Raw genomic sequence first — 19142 nt, forward strand, 5'->3', positions numbered from 1 at the left:
GCAATGGCCCCTAAAGCGGTACTCGTCGGCTTGCCGGGCTCCGGTAAGTCCACCATCGGGCGGCGGCTGTCCAAGGCACTGGGCGTCACCCTGCTCGACACCGACGTGGCGATCGAGCAGCGGACCGGACGTAGCATCGCCGAGATCTTTGCCAACGATGGGGAGCAAGAGTTCCGACGCATCGAGGAGGACGTGGTGCGCGCGGCGCTGGCCGAACACGACGGGGTGCTTTCGCTCGGCGGCGGCGCGGTCACCAGCCCCGGGGTATGCGCAGCACTGGCCAGCCACACCGTCGTCTACTTGGAGATCGGCGCCGCCGAAGGCATCCGGCGCACGGGCGGCAACACCGTGCGGCCGTTGTTGGCCGGCGGGGACCGCGCCGAGAAATACCGGGCCCTGATGTCGAAACGGGTTCCGCTGTACCGGCGCGTCGCCACCATCCGCGTGGACACCAACCGTCGCAACCCGGGGGCGGTGGTCCGCTACATCCTGTCGCGGCTGCAGGTTCCCAGTCCGAGTCAGGCCACCACATGAGCGGTATCAGCGAACCGGTCACCGTGCGGGTGGCAGTCGACCCGCCCTACCCGGTGGTGATCGGCACCGGATTGCTGGGCGAGTTGGACGAACTGCTCTCCAGCCGGCACAAGGTCGCTATCTTGCACCAGCCGGTGCTGGCGGAGACGGCAGAGGTCATGCGAAAGCGCTTGGCCGACAAGGGAGTTGATGCACATCGCATCGAAATACCGGACGCTGAAGCCGGCAAGGACCTGCCCGTCGTGGGATTCATCTGGGAAGTGTTGGGCCGCATCGGAATCGGCCGCAAAGACGCCCTGGTGAGCCTCGGCGGCGGGGCGGCCACCGACGTGGCCGGGTTTGCGGCGGCTACCTGGTTGCGCGGCGTCTCGATCGTGCACGTGCCCACCACATTGCTGGGCATGGTCGACGCGGCCGTCGGCGGCAAGACGGGCATCAACACCGACGCCGGCAAAAACCTGGTCGGCGCGTTTCACCAGCCCCTTGCCGTGCTGGTCGACCTAGCGACGCTGGAAACGTTGCCGCGCAACGAAATCATTTGCGGGATGGCGGAGGTGGTCAAGGCGGGGTTCATCGCGGACCCGGTGATCCTGGATCTCATCGAGGCCGACCCGCAGGCCGCGCTGGATCCGAACGGTGACGTGCTGCCGGAGTTGATCCGGCGCGCAATCATCGTCAAGGCAGAGGTCGTCGCCGCCGACGAGAAGGAATCCGAACTGCGCGAAATCCTCAACTACGGCCACACTTTGGCACATGCGATCGAGCGTCGGGAGCGTTATGAGTGGCGACACGGCGCCGCGGTGTCGGTAGGCCTGGTGTTCGCGGCCGAGCTCGCCAGACTCACCGGACGCCTTGACGACGCCACCGCGCAGCGTCACCGCACCATCCTGACCTCACTGGGCCTGCCGGTCAGCTACGATCACGACGCCTTGCCGCAACTGCTGGAATACATGGCAGGCGACAAGAAAACCCGCTCCGGGGTGCTTCGGTTCGTAGTCCTCGACGGGCTGGCGAAGCCGGGCCGATTGGTGGGACCGGACCCCGGGCTGCTGGTGACCGCCTACGCGGGAGTGTGCGCCCCATGATCGTCAACGTGATCAACGGCCCGAACCTGGGCCGGCTGGGTCAGCGCGAGCCCACCGTCTACGGCAGCACCACCCACGACGAGCTGGCGACCCTGATCGAGCGTGAGGCCGCCGAACTGGGACTCAAAGTCCTTGTGAGGCAAAGTGATAGCGAGGCCCAACTGCTGGATTGGATTCATCGGGCCGCCGATGCCGCAGAACCTGTGATACTCAACGCCGGCGGTCTGACGCACACATCGGTGGCGCTGCGCGATGCTTGCGCTGAACTGCGCGCACCGCTGATCGAGGTGCATATCTCCAATGTGCATGCGCGCGAGGAGTTTCGGCGCCACTCGTATCTGAGCCCGGTGGCGACCGGAGTGATCGTCGGGTTGGGAGTACAGGGCTACCTGCTCGCCCTGCGCTACCTGGCCGGATCTTCCGGTGCCGTCGGCTAGTCCTTCTTCTTCGGTGTGTCCGGCTTGGTCTGCTCGGTATCCGTGCGGATCACCTCGGTGGGTGCCTCACCCTCGGCCGTGGGAATCGTTTCGGTGGGTGACTCTTCTTCGGTCGTGCGGATCGTCTCGGTAGGTTCCTCACGCTCGGCCGTGGCCACCGCCGCGGTCCGTTCCTCAGGCTGGGCGGCGGCCGTCTGCCCGGTCGGAGTCTCGTCGGCGCGGACTGCGGCAAACACGTCGGTGTCCGCACGCTCCTTCTCAGCAGCAAGGCCGTGATGTCTAACCGGCTGTTTCGCGATCAGCCGGTCCACGCGCCACCGGCCGAAAGCCGCCCCGAGGATTCCGAACACGAACACCAGGAGAGCGGTGAACGCCGCGAAGGTCGTCACCTCGTTGAGCAGCCCGCCCGTGTAGATGGCCTTGTAGAACAGCGCAATGATCCAGGCCACCACCCCGCTGACCACTCCGGAGAACAGGCCCGCCAGCAGCCAGGTCATCGCCAGGTCCTCACGACGGTCCGGATCCGGGTTCGCCTTGGCGTCGTTGCGGCCGTCGATCACCCCCCACACGATCACGCCAATAATGAAGAACAGCAGCAGCACGATACTGATCAGCGCGGACTGTGTCTGCCACGCGTTGATCAACGCCCCTTGAAAGAGGCGGACAACCACCATGGCGGCGGCAAACACTAATCCGCGCAGCATCCAGTTCCTCATGGGGCTTCAGCCTAGCGAGTACCGTCAAGGGTCGTGACACATTCTCAGCGTCGGGACAAGCTCAAAACCGAAATTGCTGCCACCGGACTGGACGCGATGCTGGTCACGGAGCTGATAAATGTCCGATATCTATCGGGTTTCAGCGGGTCTAACGGCGCGTTGCTGGTGTTCGCCGACGATCGCGAGGCGATACTGGCCACCGATGGCCGGTATCGCACGCAGGCGGCGCGGCAAGCACCCGACCTTGAGGCGGCGATCGAGCGAGCCGTTGGGAGCTACCTGACGAGCCGGGCCGCGCACGACGGCGTGCGACGCCTGGGCTACGAGAGCCACGTGGTCACCGTGGACGGCTTGGATGCGATGTCGGCTGCCCTGGAAGGGCACGACACCGAGTTGGTGCGGGCCTCCGGGATCGTGGAGAAGCTGCGGGAGGTCAAAGACGCCGGTGAGCTGGCGTTATTGCGGCTGGCCTGCGAGGCGGCCGACGCCGCACTGACCGACCTGGTGCAGCGCGGCGGCCTGCGGCCGGGCCGAACCGAACGCGAGGTGAGCCGCGAATTGGAGGGCCTGATGCTCGACCATGGCGCCGACGCGGTGTCGTTCGAGACCATCGTTGCGGCCGGGCCGAATTCGGCGATCCCACACCACCGCCCCACCGACGCGGTGCTGGCGGCGGGTGACTTCGTCAAAATCGACTTCGGCGCGCTCGTCGCCGGCTATCACTCCGACATGACCCGCACCTTCGTGCTCGGCTCGGCGGCCGACTGGCAGCTGGAGATCTACCAATTGGTCGCCGAGGCGCAAAAGGCCGGCCGAGAGGCGCTGCGGCCGGGCGCGGAGCTACGAGACGTGGACGGCGCCGCGCGCCAGCTCATCGCCGACGCCGGTTACGGCGATCACTTCGGCCACGGTCTGGGACACGGCGTCGGCCTGCAGATTCATGAAGCACCGGGCATCGGAGCGACATCCGCCGGTACACTACTGGCGGGCTCTGTGGTGACCGTGGAGCCCGGCGTCTATTTGCCCGGCCGCGGCGGCGTCCGCATTGAGGACACATTGGTAGTAGCTGGCAGGACGCCAAAAGCGCATGAAACTACCGGGCTGATCCCGGAATTGTTGACCCGGTTCCCTAAGGAACTGGCCATCTTGTAGGAGATTTAGGAGACCGTGGCGACCACTGCTGACTTCAAGAACGGACTTGTCCTGGTGATCGACGGGCAGCTGTGGACGATTACCGAGTTCCAGCACGTCAAGCCCGGCAAGGGCCCGGCGTTCGTGCGCACCAAGCTCAAGAACGTGCTGTCCGGCAAGGTCGTCGACAAGACGTACAACGCCGGGGTGAAGGTGGAAACCGCCACCGTCGACCGGCGCGACACCACCTATCTGTACCGCGACGGCTCGGATTTCGTGTTCATGGACAGCGAGGACTACGAGCAGCACCACCTCCCCGAGTCGCTGGTCGGCGACGACGCGCGATTCCTGCTGGAGAACCTGCCGGTGCAGGTGGCGTTCCACAACGGCGCGCCGCTCTACATCGAGCTGCCGGTGACGGTGGAGCTGGAGGTCACGCACACCGAGCCGGGGCTGCAGGGCGACCGGTCCAGTGCGGGCACCAAGCCGGCCACCCTAGAAACCGGTGCACAGATCCAAGTGCCGCTGTTCATCAACACCGGCGACAAATTGAAGGTCGATTCGCGCGACGGCAGCTACCTGGGTCGGGTCAACGCCTAAACATGCCTGACGGAAAGCCGGTTAAAGGACGTCATCAGGCCCGCAAGCGCGCGGTCGACCTGTTGTTCGAGGCCGAGGCCCGGGGTATGAGCCCAGTCGAGGTGGTCGATGCTCGCACCGCGCTGGCCGAAACACAGCCCGACGTGAGGCCGCTGCATCCGTATACGGCCGCGGTGGCCCGAGGGGTCAGCGCGCACGCCGCCCATATCGATGACTTGATCACCTCGCATCTGCAGGGCTGGACCTTGGACCGGCTGCCCGCGGTCGATCGTGCCATTCTGCGGGTTTCGGTGTGGGAGCTGCTGTACGCCGACGACGTGCCGGAGCCGGTCGCCGTCGACGAGGCCGTCGAGCTGGCCAAGGAGCTATCCACCGACGACTCGCCGGGCTTTGTCAACGGCGTGCTGGGTCAGGTCATGCTGGTGACGCCGCAGATCCGAGCGGCCGCCCAGGCGGTTCGAGGAAGTGCATCGTGACCCGGCTGGAGCTGCGTGTCGTCGTCGCCGCTGTGTTGGCCGCGACGGTGATATTCGGCGCCGTCATTTGCGCCGCGTTGGGGTGGGCAATCGTCGCGTCGGTCTTGTCGATCTATGCGCTTGGCGTCGGCGCCTGGCTGTATCACTCGATCGAGCGCCTGATTCTGGCCCGCCGCATCAGCACCGTTCGCACGGCGGCGAAGCCACTGCAGCCGTTGCTGCCGGTCATGGCTGCGATTATGGGCCTGACGCAAGCCGTGGTCCGATCGCTCGCCGATGTCACCGAGATGCCGTCGCGCCACTGGGAGTTTCCCCCGTTCCCGCAGCTGCCGGTGCTGCGCTGGATGGAACATCCCCTCGGTAATCGGAGCAAAGGGCGGATCGCGGAAAGCGATGACGAACTGGACGGCTGAACGGTCGAATTCCGGATCGAAATGATCGCGCTTTGAGCGGGGGCGGGACACAATAGCGGCAACCGGATGGAAAGCTGACGACATGAATCGAGACAGCGCCCGCCCGCGACGACTGCGTGTCTCCGCATTGGCGGCGGTAGCCAACCCCTCATACGCGCGCATCGACACGTGGAACCTGCTCGACGACGCCTGCCGTCATCTCGCCGAGGTTGACCTGGCCGGGTTGGACACCGCGCACGACATGGCCAAAGTCAAGCGCCTGATGGACCGCATCGGGGCCTACGAGCGGTATTGGCTCTATCCCGGCGCGCAAAATCTGGCGACTTTCCGCGCTCACCTGGAGAGTAAGTCCACGGTCCGGCTTACCGAGGAGGTGTCGCTGGCCGTACGTTTGCTCTCCGAATATGGCGACCGCACAGCGCTATTCGACACGTCGGCGCCGCTGGCCGACCAGGAATTGGTGGCCCAGGCCAAGCAGCAGCAGTTCTACACCGTGCTGCTTGCCGACGATGCCCCGTCCACGGCTCCGGACTGCCTCGCGGAAAGCCTGCGGGCGCTGCGCAATCCGGCCGACGACGTCCAATTCGAGATACTGGTGGCCCCCAGCGTCGAGGACGCCATCACCGCGGTGGCATTGAACGGCGAGATCCAGGCCGCGATCATCCGCCACGACCTGCCGCTGCGGTCCCGTGACCGGTTGCCGCTCATGAACGCGTTGCTGGGCGCCAACGAGGACATGGTCTCCATCGAGGGCGCCCACGACTGGGTCGAATGCGGCGAGTGGATCAGGGAGTTGCGGCCACACATCGACCTGTATCTGCTCACCGACGAATCGATCGCGGCCGGCAATGACGACCAGCCCGACGTCTACGATCGGACGTTCTACCGGCTCAACGACGTCACCGATCTGCACAGCACGGTGCTCGCGGGCCTGAGAAATCGTTTCTCCACACCGTTTTTCGACGCGTTGCGCGCCTATGCGGCCGCGCCCGTCGGTCAATTCCACGCTCTGCCGGTCGCGCGTGGCGCCAGCATCTTCAACTCCAAGTCGCTGCAGGATATGGGCGAGTTCTACGGCCGCAACATCTTCATGGCCGAAACCTCCACTACCTCCGGCGGACTCGATTCGCTGCTGGACCCGCACGGCAACATCAAGAAGGCGATGGACAAGGCCGCGGTCACCTGGCGCGCCAATCACACGTACTTCGTCACCAATGGGACCTCCACCGCCAACAAGATCGTCGTCCAATCGCTGACCCGGCCGGGCGACATCGTGCTCATCGACCGCAACTGCCACAAGTCGCATCACTACGGGCTGGTCCTAGCGGGCGCCTACCCGCTTTACCTCGACGCGTATCCGTTGCCGCAGTTCGCGATTTACGGCGCGGTGTCGCTGCACACGATCAAGAAGGCGTTGCTGGATCTCGAGGCGGCCGGACAGCTGCACCGGGTGCGCATGCTGCTGCTCACCAACTGCACCTTCGACGGCGTCGTCTACAACCCCCAGCGGGTGATGGAGGAGGTGCTGGCGATCAAGCCGGACATCTGCTTCCTGTGGGACGAGGCGTGGTACGCGTTTGCCGCCGCGGTGCCATGGGCTCGACAGCGTACCGCGATGGTGTCGGCCGAGCGACTGGAATCGAAGCTGGCGTCGTCGGAATACGTTGAGGAATACCGGAATTGGTGCGTGTCGATGGCGGGGATCCCGCGGGCGGAGTGGGTTAATCACCGCCTGCTGCCCGACCCGGCTCGCGCCCGGGTTCGCGTGTATGCAACGCATTCCACCCACAAGTCGCTGTCGGCGCTGCGGCAGGCGTCGATGATCCATGTGCGCGACCAGGATTTCAACGCCCGCGCCCGGGATGCATTCGGTGAGGCGTTCTTGACGCACACCTCGACATCGCCGAACCAACAACTGCTCGCGTCGCTGGACCTGGCGCGCCGACAGGTCGACATCGAGGGTTTCCATCTGGTTCGGCAGGTTTACGATATGGCGCTGGTCTTCCGGCACCGCGTCCGCAAAGACCGCCTGATCAGTAAGTGGTTCCGCATTCTCGACGAATCCGACCTGGTGCCCGAGGAGTACCGCGCGTCTGCGGTGAGTTCCTACCGCCAGGTCCGTCAGGGCGCACTGGCCGAGTGGAACGAGGCGTGGCGATCCGACCAGTTCGTCCTCGACCCGACGCGGGTCACCCTGTTCATCGGCAATACCGGAATGAACGGGTACGACTTCCGCGAGAAAATCCTGATGGAGCGATTCGGGATCCAGATCAACAAGACGTCGATCAACAGCGTGTTGTTGATCTTCACCATCGGTGTCACCTGGTCGAGCGTGCATTATCTGCTCGACGTGCTGCGCCGGGTGGCCACCGACTTCGACCGGACCAAGAACGCGGCCAGCGCGGCCGATTGGGCCCTGCACGAGCGCCGTGTTGAGGAGATCACCCAGGATCTGCCGCACCTACCCGACTTCAGCGAGTTCGACGTTGCCTTCCGTCCGGAAGACGCGTGCATGTTCGGCGACACGCGGTCGGCCTTCTATGCCGGCTACGAAGAGTCGGACCGTGAGTACGTGCTGATCGGGATGGCCGGGCGACGGCTTGCCGAGGGAAAGACGTTGGTGTCCACCACTTTTGTGGTGCCCTACCCTCCGGGTTTCCCGGTACTGGTCCCGGGTCAGGTGGTCTCCAAGGAGATCATCTACTTCCTGGCCCAACTCGACGTCAAGGAGATCCACGGATACAACCATGAACTTGGGTTGTCGGTGTTCACCCAGGAGGCGCTCGCACGGTTGGAGGCCCAGCGGAACGCGGCGACGGCCGCGGTGGGTTCGGCGTTCCCGGTCTTCGAGGTGCCGCGGGATGCTTCCGCATTAAATGGCGACCGCGTCGTGGGGACTGTGGCCGAAGATGTGTGACGGCTGATGGTCCGCCGAGAGTAGGGCCCCTCCTACGATGATGTTGTGCGCACCACTTTGCGAATCGATGACGATGTCCTAGAAGATGCGCGCAACATCGCTCGCGCGGAAGGTCGGTCCATAGGCGCGGTGATTTCTGAGCTGGCGCGCAGGTCGCTGCGGCCCGTTGGGATCGTCGTGGTCGATGGGCTACCGGTATTCGACTTTCCGCCGGATGCGCCAATCATCACCGATGAAGATGTCGCTCGCGCTCTTGAGGAAGACGTGTGACCGCACTCCTCGACGTGAATGTGCTGATTGCATTGGGCTGGCGCAAACCATGTTCAGCACACGGCGGCGCGGAAATGGTTTACGTGGTCGTCCTCGAGTGGATGGGCGACAACGCCGGTCACTGAACTGGGATTCGTTCGTATTTCGAGCAATCGCAGGCTGATGCAGGTGTCGACGACACCGGCGACTGCTATCGCACAATTGGAGGCGTTACGAGGGCATCCAGGCCGCGCGTTTTGGCCCGACGACGTGCCGTGGTGGTTGGCGAGGGTGGCGATCGTGCGGCTGTTTCGACTCACCGTCTTGTTACGGACCGCCATCTGATTGCTTTGGGCGCCCGCTATGGCGGGCGGCTGGTGACTTTCGATGCAGCACTGGCTGATTCGGCGTCGTCCGGAGTTGTTGAGCTTCTGTAGCTCAACGGTCCTGCGTGTCGTGCCAGGCCTGCAGAATCTCCGGGCGCAGACGCCCCCGGTCGGACACCGCCAGACCGACGCTCTTGGCCCATGCGCGTAGTTCGGCGTTGCTGGGCTCGGGATCAGTGGGAGCTGTGTCGAAAACCGTTGCAGCATTGGTGCTGTCGACGAACCATGCGAGGGCGGCGGCGAGATAGCGATAGGTGTACTCCTGGGCCAGCTTGCGGGTCTGGCAGAACACCATAGGCACCGTTGGGAAGCTGATCTGTAACTCTGCCAGCCCGTCGGCGACCGCCGCCGGACGAGCATAGGTGAGCGCGAAGAGTTCCGAGTAGCGGTCCTCGACGACTACGACGGCCCTTGGCAGCGCGGCGAGTTCGGTGAGTTGGTATTTCAGCCTACCGTTAAGCACCCCGGAAGCGAGGTCCGACAACGCTTTTCGCTCCACTGCGGCGACGAGTTGATCACCCACCCTGAGCCCGTAGTCGCCGCAGGGGAGTGCTTCGCGTGTCGTCGCCACCGGTTTGTCGGCGAAGTTGTACGGGTACCGTTCGTGGGTGTCGACGACGATTTCGAGCTCGGGGTTACCGGCGGCGCGAGCGGTGGGCGTCCGCACACCGGGCCGGGATTGCTTTCGCGTTTTGGGGCTTTGCCAGAACACGACCTGGCGACCGCGGGCCGTGGTGTGCACCAGTTGCGACCGGTTCTCGCGGGCGCGGGCGGCGACCACGTCGATAGCCGCGCCCCGGCGGCTGCAGCTGCGCAGCTCGACCCGGTCGACGACGACGGCGTCGTCGGGCCAGTCAGCGATGTCGAGCCGATGACAGTACAACGCTTTGGTACGCGGCCACACATCCGACGTGGCGAACACCAGCCCGCTGCCCACCGGCACCCGGATCAGGTACGGCAGCCGTGAGCCAGTGTCGGGGTTGGCGGCGACGAGCAGCTCCACAGATTGTCAGGCTACTGTGCGGCGTGGGTCGGACACGACGCGTGCATGGCCGTGTTTAGCTGACGCTTGTCGTCAGGTTGCCTTAACGAATCCGTAACAACATGTCGGACCCTTCCCTTTCGCTGCGCACGTGACGCAAATCACGCCACGATACGCGAGGCAATCTGATGGCCACACTTGTGACCTTGACGTCGATGCTCGGCCGCGGGTTCTCGCCGCCCACTCACCCAATGCCAGTGGCCGCTGGCACTCGCTTTCGGACCATTTGCTAGGAACCGGACAACGAGCAGGTGAATTCGGGGCCGCGTTCGGCTCCGCGGATGCCTGTCGACTCGTGGGGGCACTTCATGACCTTGGCAAGGCGGACCCGGCATGCCAGGGCCAGGCAGGCACTGCTGGCGACGCCGGGCTTTGCTGGGCGCCGAGGACCGAAAGGGCGAATGGTGGTGCAAACCAAGCCTTCTCAAGGCCGTGCCGGTGGTCGCCGAAAACGCCTAGGGCTGCCCGTTGAGGGCACGGTAGACGAACTCGGTCAACGCGTCGATCGCCTCATCCTCGTCGACATGGTATTCCCCGAACTGGCCACTCGACATCTGCCACTGTGACTCCAATCCTTCCAGCAACCCGACAAACATCGCCAGCACCACCTCGGGACGCCCCGGCAGCGTACGGCCGGACGCGCTGATGGGGTCGAGGTGATTGCGCAGCTGGTTGATGTCTTCGCTCATCAGGGCTTGCAGTTGGGCGCCAAACTCCGGGTTCACCAGACCCGCCTGACGTAGCGCAGTCAGCTCGACGGCGTGGCGCCGGTGAAAGCGCCAGTGCGAAGCGACGTGCCAGCGCACCGCGGCGCGATCAGTGAAGTCCGCGCTGTGCTGGGAATCGGGCGCAGCCACTTCCCGGTCGTGTTCGGCGAACATGTCCGCGAGCACCGCCCGCAGCAGGTCTTCCTTGCTGGTGAAGTGGTTGTAAAACGACCCCGCGGCGCGTCCGGCCTCGTCGGTGATGTCGGTGATCTTGGTATTCAGGTAGCCCTTTCGCGCGAACACCCGCCGAGCCGCGTCCTTGAGCGCAACCGCGGTGCCAGCCGCCCGTTCCGCCCGTTTCACCAGCACCTCCTTGACAGGCAAGCTAGCACTAATCACACTGAATTAAAATTCAGTGAATCATACTTCAGTATGGGAGGATTATGGACACCCAGGTGCTGATCGTCGGAGGTGGGCCCACCGGACTCACGCTGGCGATCGAATTGGCGCGCCGCGGTGTCCACGTGCGCATCCTCGATAAGGCCGAGCGGTTCGCCATCGGCTCCCGGGGTCACGGCTTGCAGCCGCGCACGCTGGAGGTCTTCGAAGACCTCGGTGTCCTCGACGAGGTGTGTGCGGACGGCATGGGTGCACCGCAGGTGCGCATCTATGACGGGCTGGCGGTGGTCGGGGAGCGTCGGATCGGCGCCAAGGAGCTGCCGAGCGCCGAGACGCCTTTCCCGAACCCGTGGTTCCTGCCGCAGTGGCGTACCGAGGAGATCCTGCGCTCTCGGCTGTCGAGGTGCGGGGTGCAGGTGGAGCTGGGCGCTGAAGTGGTGGCGGTGAGGCAGGCCGACCGGCCGGACGGGCATGCGGTGACGGTGCGCCTTGGCAACGGTGAACTCGTCCGGGCCGGTTATGTGGTTGGTGCTGACGGCGTCCGCAGCACGGTGCGCCGCGCGCTGGCGATCCCATTCGTCGGCATCACCGACGACAAGCTGCGGGTGCTGCAGGCCGACCTACGGCTCGAGGGTCTGGACCATGACTACGGGCACGTGTGGATGCTGGATGGCAGCGGCTCTTTCGCACTCATGCCGCTCCCCGGAGCGACCGACGCCTTTGTCTTGAGCACCACAGTGCTCAGCACCATAGGGGACGCCGCGGAACCCACCGTTTCGGGGTTGCAGGCGACCCTGAACGCCGTCTCCGAGCGCGCCGACATCCAGTTGCGCGAGATAACCTGGGCCACCACCTGGCGACTGAATGTCCGCATGGCGCAGAGCTTTCGCGCCGGACGGGTATTGCTGGCTGGCGATGCGGCGCACGTGGACCCGCCCAACGGCGGGCAGGGACTGAACACCGGTGTGCAGGACGCCTACAACCTGGGCTGGAAGCTGGCGGCCGTGCTCGCCGGAGCTCCCGATGAACTGCTGGACAGTTACGAAGCGGAGCGTATGCCTGCTGCTGAGCGCGCCCTTGCAATCAGCGCCGAGATGTTGGCCAAGACCATGCGTGGCAGCGCCGATGCGCTTGAGCGCAGTGCGAAAACCCGACAACTCGAGTTGAGCTACCGCGATGGGCCACTGACGCTCGATGACTGCTCCAGCGCCGCGCTGGCTGCCGGTGATCGCGCGCCGGACGCGCCGATGCTCGCCAATGGCCGCCGTGCTCGGCTATTTACGCTGTTCGCCGGCGCGCATTGGACGCTGCTGCGATTCGGGCGTGGTGCGCCCTATCTGGACCACTCATGCGTCCACTCCTACGAAATCGGCAACGACATCCTCGACACCGATCGGCATATCCGGCGGGTCTACGACATCGACGACGACGCGGCCGTCCTGGTACGCCCCGACGGCTACATCGGCGCTATCACCAGCGACCTCGCGTCGCTGACCGCCTACCGCAACTGGTTGCTACCCCGCGGGTAGTGGGCAAGTCGCCGGGATACCCAGACCGCCGGTTAGCCGAGCGCAGCGTGGCGCGGCGGAAGCAATCAATCAGGACAGGAAAGGTGGTGAATACATGGCGCACGAAGTTTTGTTTCAAGAAGTGGAGACGGCCCAATCCGTGATCTCCTTCGTTGTTGGCGAAGTCCCCGAGTGAGGATCTGACTCGTAACCCGACATAGTCGGTTCGCCAGTGCCGGCGGGATTTCATGACGCAGTGGTGGATCCCGTCGGCTCCATAACACCGGCCTCAGCGCAGGATTTTGGCGTAGAGCAGGCTGTCGCAGGGTTCGGGACCCATGGCCGGGTAGACGGCCTCACGCGCCAGCCGGCCCTCCAAAACGAACCCGATGTGCACCATCATTCGCGCCGCCGGTGTGTTGTCGACGTGACAGGTGGCCCAAACGCGGTACACCTCAGGATCATCGGCCAGTGCCGCCAGCTGCAGGTTGAGTGCTTCCGGCAGATAGCCCGCGCCCCACCACCGTCGGCCGACGCAGCCACCCACTTCGGCGGAGTGGGGCGCATGGCGTTGGTAGCTGGTGAGGCCGATGACGTCACCGGTACTTTGCAGCGCGATCGCCCAGGTCCGGCTATCCGCGCTGGTATTGAGCTTCTCGGTGATCACGCGTCGGGTGTGCAACACGTCCGGATGGACTGCCGACACCAGATAGCGCATGACCTCGACGTCGCTGCCGATGCGTTCGAACAATGCGTCAGCGTCGTCGAGCACGGGCGCGCGCAGAAGTAGCCGCGGTCCTGTCATCCGTTCAGGCGGGTGCTTGGTCACGAGTCATGAGCCCGCATTCACGGCATCGCCTCGGCCAAGGCTCGATGCCCCTCGAAACTCGCCGCTGTCGCCATCTCGCGGTAGCGATCCCGCAGACTTGTGTACGTTGCGACATCGCCGTGCGCCCGCGCCAGTAGCGCGCGCAACCGCAACAGCAGGACGTCGCGCACGCCCAGACCCTCGTCGGTTGCGGCCGCCGCCGCCAACAGCTCGATCATGGTGTGGGCTTCGGCCACATCGCTCTCGGTGCCGCGCTCGAGCAGCGTCTGCACCAGAACACCCGTCGCTGGCACGCCCCAGGCCAGCAGTTGTCCGTCGCGGAACAGCTTGTCGACGGCGGCGCGCATCAGCGGTATGGCGCGGTCCGGGTCTCCGCCGCGAGCTAGCTCACGCGCCAGGTAGACGTTCACCAGCGGCAACTCACCCAGATTGTGGCCTCGACGTACGAAGACTTCGGCCACCTCGGTCAAAACCGCTTGTCCGCGTTCACGTTCGGCGACCGTTGGTCGCTCCACCAGCGCGACACCCAATGTCATCCGCGCGAAGGCCAACGCAAGGTCGTCGCTGGAACGTTCGGCAACTCGCAGGGCATCCTCGATCTCGCGCACCGCGGCATCGTCGGCCGTCAAGACTCCAATCGGTATCCCCATGAAATAGACGTAGCTGACAACCGTGGCGTAGGACATGTGGTCGGCGCGGCGGGCCATGGTCAGGCCCTGTAGTAGGTCGTCGCGCCAGTCCGGGAGACCCAGCCAATACCGGGCAATTCCGCGCGTCGTGAAGGCAAGCGCCAACGGCGACCCGAAAATCACTTTGCCTTTAGACGGATCGCCGTCGGCCAGTTCGATAACCCGCTCTGACCACCGCAGCGTGTCAGGCCACTCGTTGTTCAAGGCCTTGGCGTAGATGCCCGCAAACGACAGTCCCACCGTCAAATTCGGATCGTCGATCGACTCGATGAGGGCCATGGCTTCGGCCGCCAGCCGCGAGGCCTCGGGTGTGCGAGCCTGATACGCGTGATGCATCACCAACCCCGCCATCCCGATGGCCAGCGACGGCTTGTCGCCGGTGCCGGCGCACAACTCCCGCAATTCGTCGAGGCGGGCGCCCGCAATGTCCGCACGGGCGACAAACGCGAGCCCGCACAACATGGTGCGCGGGGCGATGCGCATGGCCGCCAGGTTGGGGTGTTCGACGGGTAAGGCATCGGCGATCCGGATGGCGCGCTCCCAACTCAGTCGCGCCGCGGTGATGTCGCGCTTGGCCGCCCACGACGCGGCGCGCATGTGCCAGCCGTAGGCGACCTGCAAATCACCGGCGACCTCTAGATGTTCGGCGATCAGCGCCGCGTTTTGGTCGGCCAATTGCGGTGCGCGGGATTCGATCGCGGCGGCCAGCCGCCGATGCATCTGGACCCGATCGGACTTGAGTTGTGATTCGTAGGCCACGGCGTGAATCAGGTTGTGCCGGAACGCATACTCGGCGCCGGGGGCGAACCGCACCTGATCGATGAGCTTCGCGGAGATCGGCTCCTCGACGGATGCATCTGCGCGCAGGCTGGTCAGCAGATCGGAGCTGAAGCGGGGCCCGATGACCGCCGCCGCGCTGAGCGTGTGTTTGGCCACCGGGCGCAGCCGGTCGATGCGGGCGGCGATGGTTGCCTGCACCGTGGCCGGCACGCGGATCTCCCCGACGTCGGTGGCGCAGGCGTAGCTACCGCGCTGGCCCACTAGCACCCCCCGTTCGGCGAGCTCACGGATCATCTCCTCGGCGAAGAACGGGTTACCGGCAGCGCGGCCGGCGACGATCTCGCCGATCTGGCTCACCGAGGGATCGGCGCCCAACAGCTCGGCAACCAGCGTTGAGGTCTCCGAATCATTCAGCGCCCCCAACGCGATGGTTTGCCCGTCGGCGACACGTCCCAGTGCTCCGTGATACTCGGGACGATAAGTCACCAGCACCATCGAGTGGGTCTGTGGAATAACCGCAAACAAGTCCATCAGCAGGGATTCGCTGACCTCGTCGATCCAGTGCGCGTCCTCGACGACAAAGACCGCGGGTTCGGCGCGGGCCAGCTGGGCCGCGTTGATCAGTGCGGTCAACCGCCGCCGCCGTGCATCGGGGTCGATCTTGGGCGGCTTCGTGCCGGGATCAGCGATACCGAGCAACTCATCCAGCAGCAGCAGGTCTTGCGGATCGACGTCGGGAACTAGCGCTCGCACCCGCGCTCGCGCCGCCTGGTCATCAAGACCGCGCAAGTGGCCGAACGCGCGCAACAGGCGCGCCACCACTCGGAACGAGACGTCGGTGGCGTGCGATTCGCAGAAGGTGGTGAACACCTCGACGCCGCGGCTTTTCGCCAGCTGCATGACCTCGCGGACCAGTCGGGTCTTTCCGACGCCGGCCGGGCCCGCCACCGAAACCACCGACCCACGCCCACCGATCGAGCGGTCCAGCATCGCGGCCAACGCGGACACTTCCCATTCGCGGCCCACCAACCTTGAGTCCGAGCTGCGCTCGAGCTGCCCGGGCACGCTGACCAGCTGCCGCGCCGGGACCGCCTCCTCGGCGCCCTTGATGCGTACCATCTGCGGCTCTCCCAGCACCGCGGCGCCCTCAACCAGCCGCGCCGTGGACTCGCTCAGCATTGCCGTGCCGGGCTGCGCGACCGACTCCATCCGCTGAGCCATGCCGACCTGCACACCGATCGCGGTGTAACGCAAACCGGCAGAGCCGATCTTGCCGGCGACAACCTGTCCGGAATTGAGACCCACCCGAAGCCGCAGCTCAACACCGTCGCGGCGATCGATCTCGACGGCCAGGGCCTTGGCCTCATCCTGGACGCCGAGCGCAGTCAAACACGCCCGCAGCGCGTGGTCCTCCAACGCGGTCGGCGCACCGAACACGGCCATGATGCCGTCGCCGGTGAACTGGTCGAGCGTGCCGCCGTAGCGCTGCACCACCGTCGCCGAGCGGGTAACTAGCTCGGCCATGATCTCGCGCCACCGCTCCGGGCCCACCGCCGCCGCCATATCCATCGAACGCACGACGTCGGCGAACAGCACGGTCACCTGTTTGTACTCGGCCGGCGGGTCGTCCTGGACAACTGGTGACCCACATCCGTGACAAAATCGAGCGTTCTCAAGTGGTTCGATCCCACAGGCGCGACACACGATTGCGGCCGTCATCCGCCCCTCCGCCGATTCGGACCAAAGTTTCCAGCTCTCCCAGAATAGGGTTGCTACGCGCGCCGGGTGCTGAAACGCGCGGCTGGGTAGTCGGGCAGGCGGACGGCCTCCGCGGTGGTGAACCACTTCCGCTCGGCGAACGGCCGAAACGGCCAGCGTTGCATGTATTTCATCACCAACGCCGTCATGCGGATATCGGACGCCGATTTCGGGACATATCCGTCGATGCCGTTGGGCAGCTTCTGGCATCTGTCGACATAAGGCCGCATCACCGTCTCGTAGCGGTCTAGCGCGGCCGGGATGTCGGCGCCCTGGCCCAGCTCACCGGCCAACACATAGGCCCCCACCAGGGCCAGGCTGGTGCCCATTCCGCTCAGCGGCGACGCACAGTAGCCGGCGTCACCGACCAGCGCGACGCGCCCGGACGACCACCGGTCCATGTGGACCTGGGTGAACGCGTCGAAGTAGAAGTCGTCCGCCTGGCGGGTGGCGTCGAGCAGGGCGTCGCAATGCCAGCCGGCACCGGCAAAGCGAGCGGCCAGCAGATCGCGCTGGGCACCGATGTCGCCGCGGTCGTAGTGCAGCGGGTCCGACCGAAATGCGAGTCCCGCCTTGGCGATCGCCGGGTCGTGCGACGGGCGCATCGACGCGTTCAGCCCGCCAGGCGCCTGGTACATCAGGTACCAACCGTCGAGTCCGACGGTGTCGGGAGCGGTGAACCAGGCGTGGTAGCCGCCCAACGGCACGGCGAACTCCTCCTCGGGCCCAAAGACCAGCCGCCGGACGACCGAATGCGGGCCGTCGGCGCCGACGACGAGCTCGGCGCGCATGGTCGTCCCGTCCGACAACGTGGCGGCGACTCCGTTGTCGTCCTGAATCAGTTCGGTGATCCGGGCGCCGAATCGGTACTCGACGTCGGAGGCGGTGGCCCGGTAGAGCACGTCGGCCAGGTCACCGCGCAGGATCTCGAGCAGACTGACCACGCCGTTGCCGTGGAAAGCTTCGACCGGCATCTCGGCCCGGCGCCGGCCGTCGGCTTTCACCCAGGCGACGCCGCGCTGTTCGAGGCTGCGGTCACGCATCTCATCAAGTAGTCCCATCCGCTCGACGACCGCCCGCCCGGCGCCACGCAGGTCGACGGTCTGGCCCCCGGGTCGGATGTTGTCGGCGAGTTCGACGACCACCACGTGGTAGCCGCTGCGGCTGAGCCAGAATGCCAGCGCGGGTCCGGCGATTCCTGCGCCGCTGATCAGAACGGTCGGCTTTGCCACCCGCCCTACCTTAGTGTTCCCGGCCCGTCACTAGAGCCCGAGCGCCCGATAGGTGTGGCGCACGAACCGGGGCTGCGCCGTCCGCAGTTTCGCCAGTCCCGGGTTGCCCGCGATCGCCTCGGCTTCGTTCACGGACAAATCGGGACAAAACTGAATCATGTACAGCAGGATCAGGTCTGCGGACGGGTCCGCCTGCCACCATGTCCCATAGGCCCCGGGCCAGCTGAACGTCCCGACACCGCCGGGCCCGAACAGCGGGGCGGACTGCGCCGGATCGGTCACCACCGAGAGGTTAAACCCGAACCCGCGGCCAACCCAGAACGGCGACCCGAGGAAGTTGTGCCGTTTCTGTTCGCGGGTGAGTCGGTCGGTGCGCATCAGGCGCACCGACTCCGGTGACAGCACCCGAACACCGTCGACCGACCCGTTACCCAGCAGCATCCGCACGAACCGCAGGTAGTCGTCGGCGGTGGACCACAAGCCGCCACCGGCGTTGCAGAACGCCGGCGGCGTGACGTGCGGCGGGCCCATCACGTCGTGCCGCAACCGGTATTGCTCGTCGTGGCGATACATTGTCGCGGCGCGCCGCTGTGCGTCGACGGGCACAAAGAAGCCGGTATCGGTCATGCCCGCCGGACCCAGCACTCGCTCGTCGAGCACCCGGTAGAACGGCTTGTCCTCGATGCGGGACACAATGACGCCCAGCACGTCGGTGGCGTGGCTGTAGGTCACCCGATCGCCGGGCTGGTGCACCAATGGCAGGGCGGCAAGCTCGGTCAGCCACGCGTCGGAACCTTCGTCGAACGGCAGCCGCATGTAGGCCCGCGAGATCGGCCCGGACACCGAAAACCCGTAGGCCAGTCCACTGGTGTGGGTGAGCAGGTCCTCGATCAGGATCGCGCGCTGTGCCGGTTGGGTGCGGTCCAGGGGTCCGTCCGGGTCGTCCAGCACCGCCACGGCAGCGAGCTCTGGGACCCAGTGCGCGATCGGATCGCACAGCGCGAGCTTGCCCTCGTCGACCAGGCTCATGGCGGCTGCCACCGTGACCGGCTTGGTCATCGACGCGATCCGAAACAGGGTGTCCCTTGTCATCGGCAGGCCCGCGCCGACGTCTCGGTAGCCGATCTCGTTGACCTGTAACAACTTTCCGCGCTGCCAGACCACGGTCACCGCCCCCGCGAGCAGACCGGCGTCACAGACCTCGCGAATCGTTGTTTGATTGCCCTCCAGACTCACCCGGTTCAGGTTAGCTGC

17 protein-coding genes and 1 pseudogene are annotated in these 19142 nt (G+C 65.6%); 11 read left to right on the forward strand and 7 right to left on the reverse strand.

Features of this window, described 5'->3' with window-relative positions:
• Positions 1–3 precede the first annotated feature (3 nt).
• From AADZ78_RS10595 to aroQ, 3 genes are read left to right on the forward strand one after another with little or no spacing between them, the layout of a single operon-like run.
• Positions 4–534, forward strand: coding sequence for a shikimate kinase (locus AADZ78_RS10595; RefSeq protein WP_085252052.1), 531 nt, complete (start codon positions 4–6; stop codon positions 532–534).
• Positions 531–1619: a 3-dehydroquinate synthase gene (gene aroB / locus AADZ78_RS10600; RefSeq protein WP_085252053.1), complete on the forward strand. Its 1089-nt coding sequence runs from the start codon at positions 531–533 to the stop codon at positions 1617–1619. The genes AADZ78_RS10595 and aroB overlap by 4 nt, the downstream gene beginning before the upstream one ends.
• Positions 1607–2056, forward strand: coding sequence for a type II 3-dehydroquinate dehydratase (gene aroQ, locus AADZ78_RS10605; RefSeq protein WP_139828912.1), 450 nt, complete (start codon positions 1607–1609; stop codon positions 2054–2056). Before aroB ends, aroQ begins: the two co-directional genes overlap by 13 nt.
• On the opposite strand, the gene AADZ78_RS10610 is transcribed toward aroQ, so the two are convergent.
• Positions 2053–2772 carry a B-4DMT family transporter gene (locus AADZ78_RS10610; RefSeq protein ID WP_085252055.1) on the reverse strand — a complete coding sequence of 240 codons (720 nt, stop codon included), beginning with the start codon at positions 2770–2772 and terminating at the stop codon, positions 2053–2055. The two genes, aroQ and AADZ78_RS10610, sit on opposite strands and share 4 nt — an antisense overlap.
• A 33-nt stretch (positions 2773–2805) precedes the next feature.
• Here AADZ78_RS10610 and AADZ78_RS10615 point away from each other — a divergent pair, with 33 nt between their 5' ends.
• From AADZ78_RS10615 to AADZ78_RS10645, 7 genes and pseudogenes are all read left to right on the forward strand, one after another.
• Positions 2806–3924 carry a M24 family metallopeptidase gene (locus AADZ78_RS10615; protein WP_085252056.1) on the forward strand — a complete coding sequence of 373 codons (1119 nt, stop codon included), beginning with the start codon at positions 2806–2808 and terminating at the stop codon, positions 3922–3924.
• Positions 3925–3939: 15 nt separating this feature from the next.
• Positions 3940–4503, forward strand: coding sequence for an elongation factor P (gene efp, locus AADZ78_RS10620; RefSeq protein ID WP_085252057.1), 564 nt, complete (start codon positions 3940–3942; stop codon positions 4501–4503).
• Between the two features lie 2 nt (positions 4504–4505).
• Positions 4506–4979 carry a transcription antitermination factor NusB gene (nusB, locus tag AADZ78_RS10625; RefSeq protein WP_085252058.1) on the forward strand — a complete coding sequence of 158 codons (474 nt, stop codon included), beginning with the start codon at positions 4506–4508 and terminating at the stop codon, positions 4977–4979.
• On the forward strand, positions 4976–5392 hold the full coding sequence (locus AADZ78_RS10630; RefSeq protein ID WP_085252059.1) for an antitermination protein NusB: 417 nt from the start codon (positions 4976–4978) through the stop codon (positions 5390–5392). The genes nusB and AADZ78_RS10630 overlap by 4 nt, the downstream gene beginning before the upstream one ends.
• 82 nt (positions 5393–5474) lie before the next feature.
• On the forward strand, positions 5475–8309 hold the full coding sequence (locus AADZ78_RS10635; RefSeq protein WP_085252060.1) for an aminotransferase class I/II-fold pyridoxal phosphate-dependent enzyme: 2835 nt from the start codon (positions 5475–5477) through the stop codon (positions 8307–8309).
• A 45-nt stretch (positions 8310–8354) separates the two neighbouring features.
• The gene (locus AADZ78_RS10640) at positions 8355–8579 is read left to right on the forward strand and encodes a ribbon-helix-helix domain-containing protein (RefSeq protein ID WP_085252061.1); all 225 of its coding nucleotides are present in this window, start codon (positions 8355–8357) and stop codon (positions 8577–8579) included.
• Positions 8576–8995, forward strand: a pseudogene (locus AADZ78_RS10645) (type II toxin-antitoxin system VapC family toxin). The gene AADZ78_RS10640 and the pseudogene AADZ78_RS10645 overlap by 4 nt, the downstream one beginning before the upstream one ends.
• A 1-nt stretch (position 8996) precedes the next feature.
• Here the strand turns inward: AADZ78_RS10645 and AADZ78_RS10650 are convergent.
• Positions 8997–9947, reverse strand: a complete 951-nt coding sequence (locus AADZ78_RS10650) for an ERCC4 domain-containing protein (protein WP_085252062.1) — start codon at positions 9945–9947, stop codon at positions 8997–8999.
• A gap of 494 nt (positions 9948–10441) precedes the next feature.
• On the reverse strand, positions 10442–11056 hold the full coding sequence (locus tag AADZ78_RS10655) for a TetR/AcrR family transcriptional regulator (protein WP_085252085.1): 615 nt from the start codon (positions 11054–11056) through the stop codon (positions 10442–10444).
• Positions 11057–11136: 80 nt separating this feature from the next.
• On the opposite strand from AADZ78_RS10655, the gene AADZ78_RS10660 reads away from it, so the two are divergent.
• Complete coding sequence (locus AADZ78_RS10660) at positions 11137–12621, forward strand: FAD-dependent oxidoreductase (RefSeq protein ID WP_085252063.1); 1485 nt, start codon at positions 11137–11139, stop codon at positions 12619–12621.
• Positions 12622–12889: 268 nt separating this feature from the next.
• On the opposite strand, the gene AADZ78_RS10665 is transcribed toward AADZ78_RS10660, so the two are convergent.
• The 4 genes from AADZ78_RS10665 to AADZ78_RS10680 are packed head-to-tail and all read right to left on the reverse strand — an operon-like array spanning position 12890 to position 19124.
• On the reverse strand, positions 12890–13405 hold the full coding sequence (locus AADZ78_RS10665) for a GNAT family N-acetyltransferase (protein WP_204079693.1): 516 nt from the start codon (positions 13403–13405) through the stop codon (positions 12890–12892).
• A gap of 41 nt (positions 13406–13446) precedes the next feature.
• Positions 13447–16617: an ATP-binding protein gene (locus AADZ78_RS10670; protein ID WP_085252065.1), complete on the reverse strand. Its 3171-nt coding sequence runs from the start codon at positions 16615–16617 to the stop codon at positions 13447–13449.
• Positions 16618–16670: 53 nt separating this feature from the next.
• Positions 16671–17888 (reverse strand): FAD-dependent monooxygenase, encoded by a 1218-nt coding sequence (locus AADZ78_RS10675; protein ID WP_085252066.1) that lies wholly within the window; start codon positions 17886–17888, stop codon positions 16671–16673.
• Positions 17889–17918: 30 nt separating this feature from the next.
• On the reverse strand, positions 17919–19124 hold the full coding sequence (locus AADZ78_RS10680; protein ID WP_085252067.1) for a serine hydrolase domain-containing protein: 1206 nt from the start codon (positions 19122–19124) through the stop codon (positions 17919–17921).
• Positions 19125–19142: the final 18 nt, after the last annotated feature.

Origin of the sequence: Mycobacterium riyadhense (assembly GCF_963853645.1) — a bacterium.
Lineage (GTDB): Bacteria > Actinomycetota > Actinomycetes > Mycobacteriales > Mycobacteriaceae > Mycobacterium > Mycobacterium riyadhense.

Excerpts from the sequence above, each read along its gene's own strand:
- AADZ78_RS10595 (WP_085252052.1), top strand. The coding sequence starts at position 4 with ATGGCCCCTAAAGCGGTACTCGTCGGCTTGCCGGGCTCCGGTAAGTCC.
- aroB (WP_085252053.1), top strand. The coding sequence starts at position 531 with ATGAGCGGTATCAGCGAACCGGTCACCGTGCGGGTGGCAGTCGACCCG.
- AADZ78_RS10610 (WP_085252055.1), bottom strand. The coding sequence starts at position 2,772 with ATGAGGAACTGGATGCTGCGCGGATTAGTGTTTGCCGCCGCCATGGTG.
- nusB (WP_085252058.1), top strand. The coding sequence starts at position 4,506 with ATGCCTGACGGAAAGCCGGTTAAAGGACGTCATCAGGCCCGCAAGCGC.
- AADZ78_RS10635 (WP_085252060.1), top strand. The coding sequence starts at position 5,475 with ATGAATCGAGACAGCGCCCGCCCGCGACGACTGCGTGTCTCCGCATTG.
- AADZ78_RS10660 (WP_085252063.1), top strand. The coding sequence starts at position 11,137 with ATGGACACCCAGGTGCTGATCGTCGGAGGTGGGCCCACCGGACTCACG.
- AADZ78_RS10665 (WP_204079693.1), bottom strand. The coding sequence starts at position 13,405 with ATGACAGGACCGCGGCTACTTCTGCGCGCGCCCGTGCTCGACGACGCT.
- AADZ78_RS10670 (WP_085252065.1), bottom strand. The coding sequence starts at position 16,617 with ATGACGGCCGCAATCGTGTGTCGCGCCTGTGGGATCGAACCACTTGAG.